Source organism: Mesorhizobium sp. M1312 (genome assembly GCF_040318115.1).
In the GTDB taxonomy this organism is placed as follows: Bacteria; Pseudomonadota; Alphaproteobacteria; order Rhizobiales; family Rhizobiaceae; genus Mesorhizobium.
Genome location: NZ_JAMYLQ010000031.1, coordinates 39,295 through 55,266, shown reverse-complemented (window position 1 = coordinate 55,266; position 15,972 = coordinate 39,295). Strand labels below are relative to the sequence as shown.

12 protein-coding genes and 2 pseudogenes are annotated in these 15,972 nt (G+C 60.2%); 5 read left to right on the top strand and 9 right to left on the bottom strand.

The features are described from left to right. Positions 1-12 precede the first annotated feature (12 nt). The 3 genes from NKH36_RS27865 to pdxR all read right to left on the bottom strand — a co-directional run bounded on the left by NKH36_RS27865 (position 13) and on the right by pdxR (position 3,117). Positions 13-963 (bottom strand): PDR/VanB family oxidoreductase, encoded by a 951-nt coding sequence (locus NKH36_RS27865; RefSeq protein WP_352965276.1) that lies wholly within the window; start codon positions 961-963, stop codon positions 13-15. Positions 964-969: 6 nt separating this feature from the next. After that, the gene (locus tag NKH36_RS27860; RefSeq protein WP_352965274.1) at positions 970-1,461 is read right to left on the bottom strand and encodes an MOSC domain-containing protein; all 492 of its coding nucleotides are present in this window, start codon (positions 1,459-1,461) and stop codon (positions 970-972) included. 159 nt (positions 1,462-1,620) lie between these two features. Next, positions 1,621-3,117 carry a MocR-like pyridoxine biosynthesis transcription factor PdxR gene (gene pdxR, locus NKH36_RS27855; protein ID WP_502912125.1) on the bottom strand — a complete coding sequence of 499 codons (1,497 nt, stop codon included), beginning with the start codon at positions 3,115-3,117 and terminating at the stop codon, positions 1,621-1,623. An 82-nt stretch (positions 3,118-3,199) separates the two neighbouring features. Between pdxR and NKH36_RS27850 the strand changes: the two genes are divergently transcribed. Together NKH36_RS27850 and NKH36_RS27845 are read left to right on the top strand one after the other, a co-directional pair. Beyond that, complete coding sequence (locus NKH36_RS27850; RefSeq protein ID WP_352965272.1) at positions 3,200-4,432, top strand: trans-sulfuration enzyme family protein; 1,233 nt, start codon at positions 3,200-3,202, stop codon at positions 4,430-4,432. A gap of 52 nt (positions 4,433-4,484) precedes the next feature. Next, positions 4,485-5,386 (top strand): annotated as a pseudogene (locus tag NKH36_RS27845) (dihydrodipicolinate synthase family protein). A gap of 461 nt (positions 5,387-5,847) precedes the next feature. Here NKH36_RS27845 and NKH36_RS27840 read toward each other — a convergent pair. Continuing rightward, complete coding sequence (locus NKH36_RS27840) at positions 5,848-8,007, bottom strand: peptidase domain-containing ABC transporter (protein ID WP_352962824.1); 2,160 nt, start codon at positions 8,005-8,007, stop codon at positions 5,848-5,850. A gap of 31 nt (positions 8,008-8,038) precedes the next feature. After that, the gene (locus NKH36_RS27835) at positions 8,039-9,124 is read right to left on the bottom strand and encodes an HlyD family secretion protein (RefSeq protein WP_352962826.1); all 1,086 of its coding nucleotides are present in this window, start codon (positions 9,122-9,124) and stop codon (positions 8,039-8,041) included. 762 nt (positions 9,125-9,886) lie between these two features. Between NKH36_RS27835 and NKH36_RS34925 the strand changes: the two genes are divergently transcribed. Then, positions 9,887-10,165 (top strand): hypothetical protein, encoded by a 279-nt coding sequence (locus NKH36_RS34925; protein ID WP_502912124.1) that lies wholly within the window; start codon positions 9,887-9,889, stop codon positions 10,163-10,165. A 157-nt stretch (positions 10,166-10,322) separates the two neighbouring features. Here NKH36_RS34925 and NKH36_RS27825 read toward each other — a convergent pair. The 4 genes and pseudogenes from NKH36_RS27825 to NKH36_RS27810 all read right to left on the bottom strand — a co-directional run. Next, positions 10,323-10,673 (bottom strand): annotated as a pseudogene (locus tag NKH36_RS27825) (ABC transporter substrate-binding protein); the annotation flags it as partial. After that, entirely contained in the window at positions 10,673-10,984 is a 312-nt protein-coding gene (locus NKH36_RS27820) for a hypothetical protein (RefSeq protein ID WP_352962827.1), read from the bottom strand. The pseudogene NKH36_RS27825 and the gene NKH36_RS27820, both read right to left, overlap by 1 nt. Before the next feature lie 398 nt (positions 10,985-11,382). After that, positions 11,383-13,017 (bottom strand): LTA synthase family protein, encoded by a 1,635-nt coding sequence (locus NKH36_RS27815; RefSeq protein ID WP_352962829.1) that lies wholly within the window; start codon positions 13,015-13,017, stop codon positions 11,383-11,385. 535 nt (positions 13,018-13,552) lie between these two features. Continuing rightward, a complete protein-coding gene (locus NKH36_RS27810) occupies positions 13,553-13,840 on the bottom strand; it encodes a PepSY domain-containing protein (protein WP_352962895.1) in 288 nt (95 codons plus the stop codon). A 114-nt stretch (positions 13,841-13,954) separates the two neighbouring features. Between NKH36_RS27810 and NKH36_RS27805 the strand changes: the two genes are divergently transcribed. Then, on the top strand, positions 13,955-14,614 hold the full coding sequence (locus NKH36_RS27805; protein ID WP_352956274.1) for a response regulator transcription factor: 660 nt from the start codon (positions 13,955-13,957) through the stop codon (positions 14,612-14,614). 38 nt (positions 14,615-14,652) lie between these two features. Continuing rightward, on the top strand, positions 14,653-15,942 hold the full coding sequence (locus NKH36_RS27800) for a sensor histidine kinase (protein ID WP_352962831.1): 1,290 nt from the start codon (positions 14,653-14,655) through the stop codon (positions 15,940-15,942). Positions 15,943-15,972 lie beyond the last annotated feature (30 nt).

The window sequence follows — 15,972 nt, the reverse complement described above, 5'->3', positions numbered from 1 at the left end:
CAGAGTAGATCGTCAAAGATCGAGCTTCAGCACGCCCGTCGCGCGTGACACGCAGGGGATGAAGCGGTGGCCGCGTGCGTCTTTGGACAGGACGGAATCCCGATGGATCGGCTGTCCACTAAGGATAACGCATTCGCAGGTCCCGCAAACCCCGTTCTCGCATGAGGCCAGTAACGGCACCCCGGCGGCGCGCAGAGCCGCGAGCGCCGTGGTCTGCGCCGAAACCTCAACCATCCTGCCCTCACGGAGTTCTATGACGAATGGTTCCGGTGGTGCGCCATCAAAGTCGGGAGGCTGGAAAGTTTCGAAATGAACCGTGCCCTCGGGCCAGTGTTCAGCCGCCCGCCCCACGGCGGCCATGAATCCTGGCGGTCCGCAATAGTAAACCTGTGCCTCGGCCGAACGGTTCGCCAGCAGCGCGGCGATGTCCTGCCGGGTCGCCGTCTCGTCATCGAAATGGAGCCGAACATTGCCGCCAGGAAGATCGCCCTCGATCACCGGCAAGAGTGGCGTGAGCGCCCGGCTGCGGGTGAAATAGTGCAACTCGAAGGGCTTGGCCTGCCGGGTGAGCGCGCGCGCCATGGCCAGAACCGGGGTGACCCCGATCCCCCCTGCCAGCAGCAAAGTCGGCCCCTCGCCTGGCTTGAGCGCAAAATGGTTGCGTGGCGCGGAGACAGGCAGTGTGGAGCCGACGGCAATGGTTTCGTGGATCCACGCCGAGCCGCCACGGCCGTCATTCTCGCGCTTCACCGCGATGGTGTAGCGGCTGAGCTCGGTCGGGTCGCCGCAAAGAGAATACTGACGCACCTTCCCTTCAGGTAGATGAACATCGACGTGAGAACCCGCCTCGAACGGCGGCAGCACAGGTTTGCGCGGGTGTTTGAGGCCGATGACCAGTACTTCCCCCGGCTCCTTGCGGACAGCGGTCACGGTCAGCTTCATGATGATGCGCGGCGAGGCCATGGCGTTTCACTCGTCGATGGGCAAGATCAGATCACCGGGGCGGATCACGCCCCCGACCTCGATTGCGCAGTTGAGGCCTGAGCGGTTCAGAAGCCCCTCATAAAGACCCGGAAGCCCCAGCAACTCCTCGATATACTTGCACGGGACATTCATCCGGGCCGCTCTAAGGATCGTTTCCCCGACCCGGAAGCGTTTGCCGACAAGATGGCCTAGCGGAGCGCCTCGTGTCGTCAGATTGCGCCGGTGATCTTCGGGCGCAAGCTTGGCCTTGAAGCCCGGTATCCTGGGTTCGCCCTGCGCGATGGCTTCCAGAACTTCAGCTTCGATCAGCGTCACCTCGCGAACGTCGGGACGCGCCGAATAGGTCCCCGTCCCCAGGTAGTAGCGATCTCCGACAATGCCTTGGCCGGCAATAAGCTGCGCCTCCGCTAGCTCCTCCATTTCATAGGAGGCAGCAGGCGCGATATGGATATGAAGCAGCTTTCCTAGCCAGGTCATCATCGCTGTCGGAGCTTCGTCTCGTGGAAACCTGCTGCAAAACTGGCCTGATCAACAGCGCCAGTTGCATGGCGTTTTCCCAGTCCAGTTGGCTTTGCACGAAATGCGGTTCAGCCTAAGGGGTCGGTATCCTCGCCAGCACGCCACGTCCCCGCCGTTTTAGCCACCGTGTCCCGGCAACGCGTCTTGCACCTGCTTGACAACCGCTCGCAGGACCTCAACGCCCTTCTCGATCTGCCGAATGCTCAAAGCGGCATAGCCCATGACAAGCCCCACGCGATCGATGTGGCCTTCGTCCGACTGCCGCTCGTAAAGGGGCGAGATCAGGTGTAGCCCCAGGCCCGCGCCTCGGGCGGCTTCGACCAGGGTCGTTTCCCGCGATCGCGGCAGTTCGTCGAACCAAACGACGACGTGCAGACCGGCCTCTGCTCCCTGGACAGCGATGCGATCGCCGAAGCTGTGCCGCAAGGCGCCCAACAACGTCTCCCGACGCTCGCCGTTCAGCCTGCGCACACGCCGCACATGGCTTTCGTAGCCGCCACTTTCGATCAAACAGGCCAGAGCCTCCTGTTCAGCCACCGGCGAATGCCGGTCCGAGAATTGTTTGGCGGTTGCGAAGACCTCCTGCAATTCCGGCGGGACGACGAGGTAGCCTATGCGCAGCATCGGCGAGAGCGTTTTGGAGATCGTGCCGAGGTAGATGACAGCCCCGTCGTCCTGGAGGCTGTGCAGCGGAGGGACCGGATTGATGTCGTAGCGATATTCGCTGTCGTAGTCGTCCTCAATCACATAGGCGCTGTTGTGCCGCGCCCATTCCAGAAGCTGGTGGCGGCGTGTGATCGGCATGACGCCGCCCAGCGGAAACTGATGCGATGGCGTGACATAGGCCAGTCGTGCACCAATCCCCGCCAGCAACTCCGTCTTCATCCCGTCCTCGTCGACGGTGACCGGGATGGGCGAGGCGCCTGTGCTGGCAAAGACCTGACGCGCCATCCTGTAGCACGGGTCCTCGATGACAAAGCGGTCGGCGGGATCGACAAGCAGGCGCGCGCACAGGTCGAGGCCCTGCTGCGAACCGTTGACGATGATGATCTGCTCGAGGTCGCAGCTCAGGGTTCGGGCGCGCCAGAGATAGCCCTGGAGCGCCTGACGCAGCCGGCGCGAGCCGCGAGGGTCGTCATAGGCAAGACGCAACGGGCGCTGCGCCATTGCCTCGTTCATCGCGCGTTTCCAGATCAATGCAGGGAAATCTGACGGCGCCAAGTCGCCATAGCGGAAATCGACCTTTAGCGCATTCGGCAGATAATCTGGCCAGGGCGTTGTAGCGCGCAGTCGTCGCCCATAGGCGGACAGAAGAACCGGGCCGACCCGTTTCGCGGACATGCGGCGTGTCTCAGGGCCGATCAACGAAGATGCAACGCGAGGTCGCGCGCCTTGACGGGCTTCGATGAAACCTTCCGCAGCCAGTTGCTCATAGGCGACCGTCACCGTGGTTCGCGAAACGCCGAGGTCATTTGCCAGGGCCCGGGAGGATGGCAGCTGACTGCCGGTTTCGTAGACGCCGCCGAGGATTTGCTCGCGAAGGGCTTCGTATATCTGGCGTGCACCCATCGCGTGCGAGCGCGCTGCAAAACCGGCACTTGAAGACTGGACCATCTCTTTCATCGCCAACTGGATATCTCACATTGGCCAGTTTGCCGTCAATCTTTCGGAATCCAAGAAAGATCTCAGAGGCCGAATGACCCGCTCCCATCAATCCGAAACCGATGCTCCAACTGGGTCGCTCAACCATACCGGTCCCGGATTTGCCACCCGGGCGATCCATCATGGCTACGATCCGGCCCACTTTTCCAATGCCGTCCAGCCGCCAGTGTTCCTGACGTCAACCTATGGATTCGAAAGCGTGGCAGCAAACGAGGCGGCCGCCACCCTTGGTGGACGGCTCTATGCGCGCGAATACAATCCGACGACTGAGATCCTCGAGCAGCGGCTCGCCAATCTGGAAGGAGCCGAGGCGGGGCTGGTTGTTGCCTCGGGGATGGCGGCCTTCGGCACACTGATCCTGTCGCTCCTGTCCCAAGGCGATGAACTCATCGTCCACAAGACGCTTTATGCGAACACGCTTGCCATGGTCGAACAGGCGGTCCCCCGCTTCGGCATCAAGGTCGTCGCGGTCGATCTGTCCGATCCCCAAAATCTCGATGCCGCGATCACCCAGCGGACGCGGCTGGTTTTCTTCGAGACCCCGGTCAATCCGCTGAGCCGCATCCTCGACATCTCTGCCATTGCCGAGCGCGCCCACGCGCGCGGTGTAAAGGTTGCAGTCGACAGCACCTTCGCCTCCCCCGCGCTCCAGCGCCCACTCGAACATGGGGCCGACATCGTGCTCCACTCGCTGACCAAGTACATCAACGGTCATGGCGATGCCCTTGGGGGCGCGCTTCTGGGCGACGCGCCAACGCTCCGCACGCTGCACGAAACGGGCTTGCGCTACATCACCGGCGCAGCGCTCTCGCCCATGTCAGCCTTCCTGATCCTGCGCGGCCTGAAGACGCTCACGCTACGCATGGAACGGCACAGCGCCACAGCCCTTGCGGTGGCTCAGGCACTCGAGGCGCACCCGGCGGTGGCATTTGTGAGTTATCCCTTCCTCGACTCGCACCCTGATCAGGTGACGGCGCGAAAGCAGATGTCCAACGGGTCGGGCATGTTGGCCTTTGGCCTGCGCGCTGGATACGAAGGCGCGCGCCGGATGATGGACCGGCTCAAACTGATCACTCGCGCCGTCAGCCTCGGCGATGCCGACAGCCTCATCTATCATCCAGCAAGCCTCACACGTGCTCGGCAGCCGATCCGCAAGGATGCCCATTTGGCCGACGGAGTCGGCGAGGACCTCATGCGTCTCTCGGTGGGGCTTGAAGACGCCGATGACCTGATCGCTGATCTGCGGCGGGCTTTGGACGTCTTGTGATGACTTGGCGTGCGGCCACCTCTGCGCTCACACATAGATCTGGAGCCTTGCCATGGCATTCCTGAGCGGTCTTTCCGCGTTCCCCATCACCCCGAGCAATCGTGACGGCCGCGTCGATACCGTTGCCCTGCGCAGGTGATTGCTCGGCTTGGCACCGCTCAGGTCGATTCCATCGGTCTTCTCGGCAGCACCGGCACCTACATGTATCTGTCGCGCGAGGAACGGCGGCGGGCGCTCTCCGAGACCTTGGACGAAACCGCGGGGCGAATGCCGGTCGTGGTGGGTGTAGGCGGGCTGCGCACCGATGAAGCCGTGGGGCTCGCGCAAGACGCCAAGGCCCTTGGAACTGCCGCGGGGCTGCTTGCCGCCGCCTCCTACACCCCGCTTACTGATGACGAGGTGTTCGAACATTTCTCCACTGTGGCGGGCGAAAGTGGCCTGCCGATCGTCGTCTACGACAATCCAGGAACGACGCATTTCCATTTCAGTCCACCCCTTGTCAGCCGCCTGGCAAAGGTGGCTGGGATTGTCGCCATCAAGAATCCGACAGACAAAAGCGATGCGATCAAGAACCACCTGACCGCCCAGAGGCGCACTGTGCCGGAAGGGTTCTCGATCGGCTACAGCGGCGACTGGAACGCCGCAGAAGCCATGATCGCCGGCGCCGACACATGGTACAGCGTCCTCGCCGGCATCCTGCCCGAGGTCTGCGTGAAGATCGTCACGGCGGCGCAACACGGCGATGCGGCCGAAGCGCGACGGATCGATGCCACGCTTGCGCCGCTCTGGAGCCTTTTCAAGGAGTTCTCGAGCCTTCGCGTCGTCTATGCACTTGCCGAATTGCTCGACATTTGCCGTGCCGACCCCCCGCGTCCCATCCTGCCTCTACCCTCGGCAGCGAAGCGCCAGATCGCCGCCGCGTTGGAACGCTTGCCATCGGATGCCAGCCGGTGAACAGTGAACCCGGCGGCCAGTGAAAGGAACTGTCATGTAGAGCTCGCGCACGGACACGTTCGGCCGCCGCTCTTCGATCGCGATGCGTAGCTTCTTGGCCACGACCTTTTCGAGCGAGACCCGCCGACGCAACCCCTCGACGCTATCAATGCTCGCTACATGCAAAAAGGGACACGTCGTTCAATGCTTCGCTGGAAGATTAACTTGCTCGGTGATGGTTCTGTCGTCACTCGGGATGGTGAGTATTTGGGCACCTGGCAATCTGACGAGAATGACCCCCGAGCTCAAGCCGCATTACAGACGATGCGGAGGAATGTTGCGATTATGCAGGGCAGGCGAGACGCTATTCACCGAGTGCGACGATGCGATCCGCGTCAGCTCATACGTGATGCTGCAGGCCACGCTCCTAGGTCTCGATGACCGGAGCTGGCGGTGATCGATGCGCTACGGCACCGTCGTGGTTAGCTGGATCCGGTTTGCGCCCGCCACAAGCGTGCGTAAGCACCTTCAGTTGCCAGCAGATCAGCATGCCTCCCCTCCTCAATAAGCTGTCCCTTGTCGAAGACCACGATCTTGTCGGCCCTACGAATGGTGCTGAGTCGATGAGCGATGACGATTATGGTCTTACCGGCCCGGCGAAGATCTTCAATGATTCGCAGGACAAACCCCTCGGCTATCGAGTCGAGAGAGGAAGTCGCTTCGTCGAGGATCAGGATCTCCGGATCCCGGTACAGAGCCCGAGCCAACGCAAGCTGCTGCTTCTCGCCGCCGGAGAGGCGTACACCATTCTCGCCCAAATAGGTCTGGAGACCGCCGGGCCAGCGCTCGATCAGCTCTCGTAGCCCTATTTGATCGCAGATGTGCAGGATCTTCTCGATGTCCGGCTCGAACTCGCCAAGGGCGATGTTCCCGACCACCGAGCCCGAGAACACATCGACCGATTGCGGCACAGCAGCGATAGCCTTGCGCACGGACACTGTTGAGAGATCCTGGAGGGCAAAGGGACCGATCCGGATGCGTCCTCCCTCAAGCGGGTAGACATTCTGCAGCAGCGCCGCAAGGGTGCTCTTGCCCGAGCCGCTTTCCCCTACCACGGCCGTCATCTCGCCCCGGCGGAAGGTGACGCTGAGATCGTGGAAAAGCTCCGGCTGCGAACCATGGCGGAACGTGACGTTCTCCAGGCGAATATCACCAAGGTCGGACTTTGTGGCATCGATGCCGCCGCCGCTTGTCTCCTGCTCCAGGTCGAAGATCTCAAACAGGCGATCCGCTGCGATGAAGCCATCCTGAACGATCCGATTAGTCTGGATCAGATTGGCGACCGGCCGGATGACATAGCCGAGTAACGTATAACAGGACAGTAACTCGCCGGGCGTGACGGTTAGATCGAGGGCAAGCATCGTTCCGAACCACATCAGCACGATGGTGAATAGGGTCGAGAGGAAAGTCGAGGCATTATCCCCGAAGATCGAGATGAGACCGGAACTGTAGACGGAGTGCAGCATCTTGATGAAACGGATCTCCATCTTGAAGTTGGCGAAACTCTCCATGCCGGAGGTCTTGATTGTGGAGACAGCTCCGAGGGATTCCACCAGCTCCGCCTCCAGGTTGGCGGCATCCTCCATAATGGCGCGCTGGTGCTTCCTATTCAGCCGGTTGATGGTCCAATAGACCAAGAGGTACAGCGGAATGGAGACCGCCACGACCAAGGCGATCTTCCACGAGTAGATGCACATCAGACCGAACGAAAATAGAATCATTAGCACGTCAACGAATATGTTGATCGAGACGTCGTTCAGGAAGCTCCTGATCTTCACCGCGTCGTTCATGCGGGCGATGATTTCGCCCATGCGCATGCTGTCGAAGAACTTCTGGGGCAGGCTTAGGATGTGATTGTAGTAGCCGAGGATCAAGTGGACATCGATCTTCTGCCCCGTTTGCAGGATAAGCCGGTTCCCGAGGAGATTGATCAGGATCTGCGCCACCAGGATCACCAGCATGACGAGGCTCATCAGGTTGAGCAGGTTGCGGTTGCCCGCTGTGATCACATGATCGACGATCTTCTGGACGTAGATTGCCGTCGAGAGCCCGAGGACCGTCGTCACGAGCGCCCCGGCGAGAGCCTGGGCCATCACCGCCCTTTGTGGCGCAAGCAGACGCGCGAAGCGGGCAAGCGGCGTAATGGTCTCGTCGCGGCGCTTGAAGGTGGCTGCCGGAACCAGGAGCACCAGGACGCCAGTCCATTGCGTCTTGAATTCCTCGTGCGGCAACTTGCGGATTTCGCCATAGGCTGGGTCCATGACGGTGACCCACCTCGCGTCGATCGCCTGGATGACGACGAAGTGGTGAAGGACGCCGTTGACGACGACGTGCGCGATAGCGGGCTTGGGGATCTTGTATAGGCTGTCGAAGCCACCCTTCACCGCCTTGGCAACAAAGCCCAGCTTCCGGGCCGCTTCCGTGAGGCCCAGTACGGTAGTGCCGGAGCGGTCGGTCGAGGCATACTGGCGGATGCGCGACAATGGCAGCTTGTGACCATAGAAGGCTGCGACAGAAGCAAGACTGGCAGCTCCACAATCGGTGACGTCGTGCTGCTTGAACTTGATGACCTTGCTCGACATGGGGCTCGCTGGCAGTTTGGACAAGGAAGGATTAGTGGCCCGCCAGGAGGGGATTGAGCCAATCGTCGACCTCATTGTAGAGGAGTTGCAGAAGAGTGCGTTCTGCCACGAGGAAGTGGGCCCGCACGGTCATGCCCTTCTTCAGATGACCGATGACCCCGTTCTTGAGTGCGAGATGGGTGCGAGAGAGTGCGCAGCGGACCTTGAAGACCGGGCTCATGTCGTGGAGGGTGAAGTCCTGCGCTACGCCGAGCACTGTCGCATCGATGAGACCCCATTGATTGTAGTTGAAGGCATCCACTTGGAGCCGCACCGACTGGCCCTCCCGCACGAAGCCGATGTCTTTGGGGGAGACGTAGATTTCCGCCACCAGTTCGTCGTCCGGCGAAACCCAAGCAACGGTTTGCCCGGCTTGGATGTAGCTGCCGGGGGTCAGGCCGGTGAATTGCTCAAGTGCGCCTGACACCGGGGCCCGAATGTGGGTGAGATCCCGTTCCTTCTCGAGCTGATGCTCGGTGGCCGTGAGTTCCTTGAGGCGCAGGTTAAGGTCGAAGAGCTGCTGGTTCCATTCGGCGGATTTGCGCCGGGCAAGGATCTCCCCCTGAACCTCAATGGTCTGGAGGGCGAAAGCCTTCTCGTCAACGGCTTTTGCGGGCGTTGCAGCAGCGGAGAGCAGTCGCTTAGCGCGGTCGAGTTCCGCCGCGGCCTTACTGCTGGCATATTGGTTCTCCCGCAGCAGGTTGAGAAAATGTGCCCACTCCGCCTTGGCGGACTCGGTCAGGAGGAGGATCGGGTCCTTGGGCTTCGTGCCGGAGGAGATCAGGGTTTCGAGGTCACGGGCAAGATCACTCTTAGCGCGAATATCGCCTTTATGCGCCCTGAGCTTTTCCTCAACCACCTCATCATCGAGGGCGAGAATCTCCTGCCCCTGGGCAACCAGATCATTCTCAACGGCAAGGATACGGGAGATGCGTCCGGAGACGGGTGCGACCAGGGGCGTCTTCTCGACGGTGGGGCGAATGATACCGGCACTTTGGACCGAGATCGCTATGGTGACGAGTGGCAGCGACACCAACGTCGCAACCACAGAGAGCAAAATCAGCCGATAGATGATCAAAGATCGTCCTGATCGTCGGGAGAGAATGCTCTCTGCAGTGTAGCTGGCAATTTCAGGAGAAAGGGTATTTAGCTTGCACACTAATGTTCTAACCGTGCCCCTTCCAGCGCACCGCCCCTCCCACTATAGTCGCAGCCGCAAGGCCTACTAGCCCCACCACCGCGAAAACTATTGCCCCAAATAAACCCCACCCGCCCGAAATTGTGGATGCTTCTTCTGGAGCCAATTCGGTCACACCATAGTCTGACATATCGACCTTCATTGCTGTCTCCTTTCCTAGAGATCAAATAAGATGAACCAGTCTGCCATTTAGCGGCTTTTGCCGCCGTACAACCAACATCAAGAGTCGTGCCAACTGCACAGGAAGCGGCCCAGAAAAACTGTTCTGCGTATTATTCAATGGCTTCACTGAGAGCGCGGCGGCACGCCAGCCAGACATCACCGTGTCGCGGACTCGACAAACCCGACAGTGGTAGGGGTCAGTGCGGGTAAGTCGGATACTTAGGGACAGAGTCGAATATAGGTCTCCTGAGGGAGCTCTGCCTGCATGGAGGATATATTTCGGCCAAGCATTCTGCCGAGAGAACCGGCCTGGTCAGGAACAGTAGCATCTGGAACGCGCTGAGCAGCTTGCGGCAGTGTGGTCTTGTGTAAGCGCCCGATTGTTACCGCAGAGATTTCGCTTTGATGCGTGCGATGATGTCTGGGTCTGAGACGAAGTCTTCGAGGAAATCGTTTCCAGTCATTGGTCGAGCGGCGGGCATGGGCGTCCGTGCCGTCGTAAACGCTGATGAGACTGCCGTAGGACAGATTGTCGTCGTTACAGACGATCGGCTCCAGGAGTCCGGGCTCCTCTCCGAGCATTTTCGCGAAGTGATTGATGGTGAAGACGTAGGTTATCATCGCCATCAGGCGGCCTCGGCCCACGACGGATGCGAGAAACAGCAACGCCGTTGCGGATTCTGGCGACATCGCAATCCGTCTATGTCGACGATCATCAATTGCGCCATCGCATTCACCGACGTCATCACCGCCAAGTAGATGGGGAGACCAATAAGCACGATTCACAGGCCGTTGCAGCCAATGCCGCTGATCAGCGGCTCGTCCCCTCCTCGAAATAGACAGGCCGGCGTGGCTTGCCATTGGCCTGAAGCGCAACACATCGCAAGTGCTCTCGTAGGAGCTGGCCAATGTTTCGGCCTTTCAATCGCACCTATGAGAGCGCCGACCGTGCGCACCATGGCGAGAATACTAGCGACGTCACGCTGGTTAAAGCATGGATGGCGACGCCGTGGCGGATCAGTTCCGCGGCGATCTCGGCCTGCAGATCGGAAAACGTCAGGACAAGTCGGGGTCGAGCCCCAAGATCTGCGGGATGTCGGCGGAGGTTAAAAGCCGACACACGCGGCTTCTCGCGCCTGACCTGCCGCGGACGTACAGCATAGCCGGAGACGCCGACAATCCGGTCCTGCTCGCCGAGAAAGATACAGGGTCTCGATGTCTCTTCCGTCAGGCAAACGATGCGTTCGGGAGGAAACCGCCCCGCCATCAGGCGAAGGTGCCGCCGCGAACAGCCTCCCGCGGTGGAAGGAGGCCGACCGAGAGCGCAACCCGGTGCAACAGAGCCAGGCCAATGAGCGCCAGCACATTCAGCCAAAGGATTTGCATGATGACCTTCAGCGAGAACGCGTCGTCCCCTGACGGAGGGCCAGCAGTCGCCGCGAACAAGACTAGCTCGTAGACCAAAAAAGCGACTGCGAAGCCGGCGATGATTGCGACAAGGCGGGACCCGACCCGGTCGCACAGCACCAGCACCGCAAAAGGCGCAAGCAGGGCGGCGAGACCGATTGCCCCGCCCACGCGAAACTATCCCATGTCGTCGGATAGCCGAGTAGGCGGTAACCGACCGCCTGATTGGCGAGCCACGACACACCTGTTGCAGCAGGGCACCACGACGGGAGAGGTTTGCCCGGCCACCGTAGCGATGGCCGGGAATGGCGTGGCGCAAGCGAGCACAAGGCTGAACGCGACACTGAGGGCAGCGACAAGGGCCCCCTAAACAAACTGCCTTGCCGTTGCCGACGTGTCATATGCCTTGCTCGTGTTCATAAGCCGGGGTCATAGTGCTGTCGCCCCCGCGCTTCAATGACATGCGAGGCGAAAACGAGCGCGCACCAAGGGAGCGCTAGTGCGACAGGTCCATCGGGCGGGACTCATTCATTCGATCATTTCCAATTCGTGAATCTCGTCGGCACGTCCTACCAAGCGGCGCGGAGTGCGCCTGTTTTGAAGTCGCGCGATGCCGTCTGATAGTAGGCAATCGCCTCGTCACGCAGCTGTGCGTTCACTGGGGCGGGGCGTGAAGCGAGGGTGGTCGGATCCACGGCATAGCTCTCGACCACGCCCTTCGGACGCAGGACGGTCAATGTCCCGTTCTTCATGTACCCGAGCGACTGATAGTTGCTGATGAAGGCGCGCTCGTTGTCGGGCTTGGACCCGTCGATTGCCCTGCCGAAGAAGTGGCTTTCGCCACTCGCACCCAGTGCACGGAGGATCGTCGGCGGGAGATCGATCTGGCTGACAAGCGTACTGATATGCCCGGGCTTAACCAGGCCCGGTCCATAGAAGAACATCGGGATATGATAGCCGCCCACGGGAAGTTCAGTCTTGCCGGCTGCAGAAGCGCAATGATCAGCGGTGATGATGAACAGCGTGTCCGCGAACCAGGGCTTGGTCGCCGCCTGCTGCAAGAAACGCCCAATCGCATAGTCCGTGTACTTGACCGCGCCATCGCGTCCGCCAGGTGAGGCGATATCGATGCGGCCATCAGGATAGGTGTATGGGCGATGGTTTGACGTCGTCATCACATGCATGAAGAAGGGCTTCTTCCCGGCTGTCTGCTTGTCTAGTTGGCTCGTGACATTATCCAACAGGCTTTCGTCAGCGACGCCCCAGGCGTTCTCGAACGCGATCGCGTCAGGCGGAAAATCGCCCTGGTCGAGGACGGCATAGTCGTTGCCGCTGAAATAGGCTTCCATATTGTCGAAGAACGCATTGCCACCGTATGCGAATCCTGTGTCGAAACCATCGCGATGGAGGATTTCGCCCAGCGTTGTCAGATGGTCGCTTTGAGGCCGCCTGACGATGGCCTGCCCGGGGACAGGCGGCGTGCCTAGCGAGGTTGCCTCCAACCCGCGCACCGTGCGCGTTCCGGTGGCGAATAGCCTGTCGAACATCAGCCCCTGTGAGGCGATGCGGTCGAGATTTGGCGTAAGACCCTTTGTGCTACCATAGCTTCCGAGGAACTCGGCCGACAGGCTTTCAACCGTCATGAGAACGACATTCTTCGGTCGGCGGACGAGATAGGAAGGCATGGAAGCCGTCGGGCCGCCAGGCTCATCCTGTTTGGCCCGAGAAACTTTGAGATCGACTAGAATCCTGTTCGCCTTGTCTGCCGGAATGGTCACGTAGAACCGATCATAGTCGAGCTCATTCAAGAAGAAGGCCGAAACGAGACTGAACAGGCCGTTTCCAGAAAGCTCATCAGCATAGGCGTTACCCGAGCCGCGCATCTGATCGATGTTAGTGAGAAGTGAAAGACAAGGGCCAATGACGGCCAAGGCCAGCATGATCAGCCGCGTTCTGCCGCTGTACGGCGTAGTCTCAACGGCCGTGAACCAACGTCGCAAAGCCCAGATGAATCCTGCCGCAACAAGGCCGATGCCGATGAGGAGAGGCGTAACCGGATAGGACTGGGTGATGTTTGCGATAACTTCCTGCGTGTAGACGAGGTAGTCGACGGCAATGAAGTTGTAGCGCGTTGCGAACTCTTCCCAGAAGAAGAATTCGCCGATGGCGGAGAACAACAGCAAGCACACGACGAACCAGACCACTGCCTTGCTCAGCCAGGCAAAACCACGGCTTTGGCGCAATCGATTCGGGAGAACGGCGTTGACGAGGAGGAACGGCGATAGAAGGGCGCCGATGGTGACAAGATCGAACCAGACGCCTCGGCCAAACACGTGTGGCAGGACCGGCATCCCGATGTCGCGGGCGCTGTAGATTGTCAGGCCGAGCCTTGTCGCCATGAAAATGGCCAGCGCACAAGCGGCAAGGATTGCCGGATAAGTCAACAGAACCGCGGGCAACCTGAGCGAACGAAATCCCAGGTCATGCCTGGCGGTCGAGCGAAGCACTGTCAAAACGGACGCCTTTTCAAAATTTCTGGGAGCTACTGCTTGACCGAAGTGCTTACCGACAGGAATCGGACACGAAATCGATCACGGATTGCGCCACGCATGCTGGGGTTCTGTCATGCGCTCTGACCTGGCCGAACGACGCCAGCAGGACGACGGCGATTACCAATGGGCCAAGAAGGCAACCAACATGAACCCAACTGATACTCGATTTCATGCAACATACCTTGGTCTAGGACTTGGGGATTTCATGCGGCTGTCCGACAGGCGCGAGCGTTTGGGGATTGAACGTGGCGACGACGACGTGGCCGGCATTGTCCGTGCCGGTTGCTTCGTAGCAGCCGCTCTTTCCGGAGATGGACATTATGCTCCAGCCTGCGGACTCCAGTTGTGATTTCAGGGTCTCGCGCGGTTGCCAGTCGACCACCGGCACATCGCAGGCGTCTGCGGCCAGGGCCGAGAATGTCGATGCGATTACCAGCGCGGCTACGTGCAGGACTGTCACGTCAACTCCGGACACGAACTTCAAGTCACCGCTTCATGACACGCGAACCTGACACCAGCCTGAAAGCCACCGGTTCTGGAAGCCATCAGGTGCTATAGTGTGTCGGGCAATTCATGATTGGGATTGGCTTTGCGCATATTGCTCGTTGAAGACGACAAAAGGATTGGAAGTGCTGTGCGGGACCACATCGCCGCAGACGGCCATGCCGCCGATTGGGCGCAGTCACTCCTGCAAGCGCGCGAATTCGCCGACGTCGCCCGGTACGGACTGACGTTGCTCGATCTCCAGCTACCTGATGGATCTGGCGTGGAATATCTCCGTGCGATGCGGGCGCGTGAAGATCGTACGCCGGTGATTGTCTTGACTGCTCGCGACCAGATCTCTGACAGGATTGAGGGGCTCAATGCGGGCGCGGACGACTACCTTGTGAAACCTTTCGACCTCGGAGAGTTGTCAGCGCGAATCCACGCTGTGGCGCGCCGTGCTGGCGCCGCTCCGTCAGGTCCTTCCATCAAGTTTGGAGGGGTCGAGATAGTCTCCGCGGACAGGATTGCGAAAGTAGACGGCGTGATCGTAGAACTGACCGGCCGCGAGTGGGCAGTTCTGGACGCTCTCTCCAGTCGACCCGGAGCCACCGTCCCGAAGAATGCGATCGAAGACGCGCTCTACGAATTCGGGGCGGAAGTGGAGAGCAACACTGTCGAGGTCTATGTAAGCCGCCTTCGGAAGAAGCTGGGAGCCAAAAAAATATCGACTTTGCGCGGGGTCGGTTACAGGCTTGCGGTATGACTCGATCAATCAGCATCACGCGTCGGCTCATAATCTGGATGACGGTCGCCACCGTTCTTTTCTGGATCGCCGCCGTAGCTGTCAGCGCCTTTGTTATCCGTGAAGAGCTGGACGAAATCTTCGACAGCGCGTTGCAAGAAACCGCCGACCGGCTGTTGCCATTGGTCGTGGAGGGCCAGCTTTCTCAGGATTCAGGATCGTCACCACGGCGCATGCGCGCGAGTACGGTCGCAGGTGAAAGCTACCTGACCTACCAGCTGCGCGATCGAGATGGTCGCGTGCTGATATATTCACACGACGTCCAGCCTCAGCCATTCGACGCGCCTCTGCAGAAGGGCTTCTTCGATTCGCCGACACATCGCATCTACAGCACGGACGCTGTGAGCGGATCGCTGTTTCTTCAGGTCGCCGATCCGCTTGACCATCGTCAGGAGGCAATGGCCGAAAGCGCCACAGCCTTGTTCCTGCCGCTGCTGCTTCTTGTTCCACTCAGCATAGGTGGCATCTGGTGGATTGTGCGGCGGATGCTTGCGCCGCTGGATGATCTGCGGGCCGAGATCGGCGCCCGGGACGGCGGCAACCTGGCTCCAATCTCTACAGTTGGAATGCCGATTGAACTGCAATCCATCCGGACGTCCGTAGATCGATTGCTCGACCGCCTGCGCACGGCACTGGAGAGCGAGCGCGAGTTTGCCGCCAACAGCGCGCACGAACTGCGTACGCCCATTGCCGGCGCGCTGGCGCAGACCCAACGGCTGGTGCGCGAACTGCCGAATGGGGCCAGCAGGAAACGTGCGAGGGAGATTGAAGGCTCACTTACCAATCTCAGCCGTTTGACAGAAAAGCTGCTTCAAATGGCCCGCGCAGACGCTGGCATCGGGCTGTCGGACACAGAGACCGACCTTGTTCCGGTCGTTCGGCTGGTCGCGGACGAGTTTCAGCGAACCCGGGAGTATTCAGGCCGTCTGACGGTTGATGCACCGCCCACGTTCTCGATGGTAAGACGGATAGATGTCGACGCGTTCGGCATCGTGTTGCGCAATCTGATCGAGAACGCCCTTATCCATGGCAGCGACGACAGACCCGTCACGATTGCCCTGTCAGACCCTGGCATCGTGACGGTTACCAATGCCGGACCCGTTGTGGCGGCGGCCAACCTCGACGACCTCACCACGCGTTGCAAGCGAGGACGTACAGAGGCGAGCGGATCTGGCCTTGGCCTGTCTATCGCGACCTCACTGGTGGAAAGAATGGGGGGTACTATCCAGTTCAAGTCTCCGGCAACCAGACAGTCAGACGGCTTTGAGGCCGTGATGAACCTTCCCTAGTAGTTGTCCCCCGGCCAAGGGACAATCGCT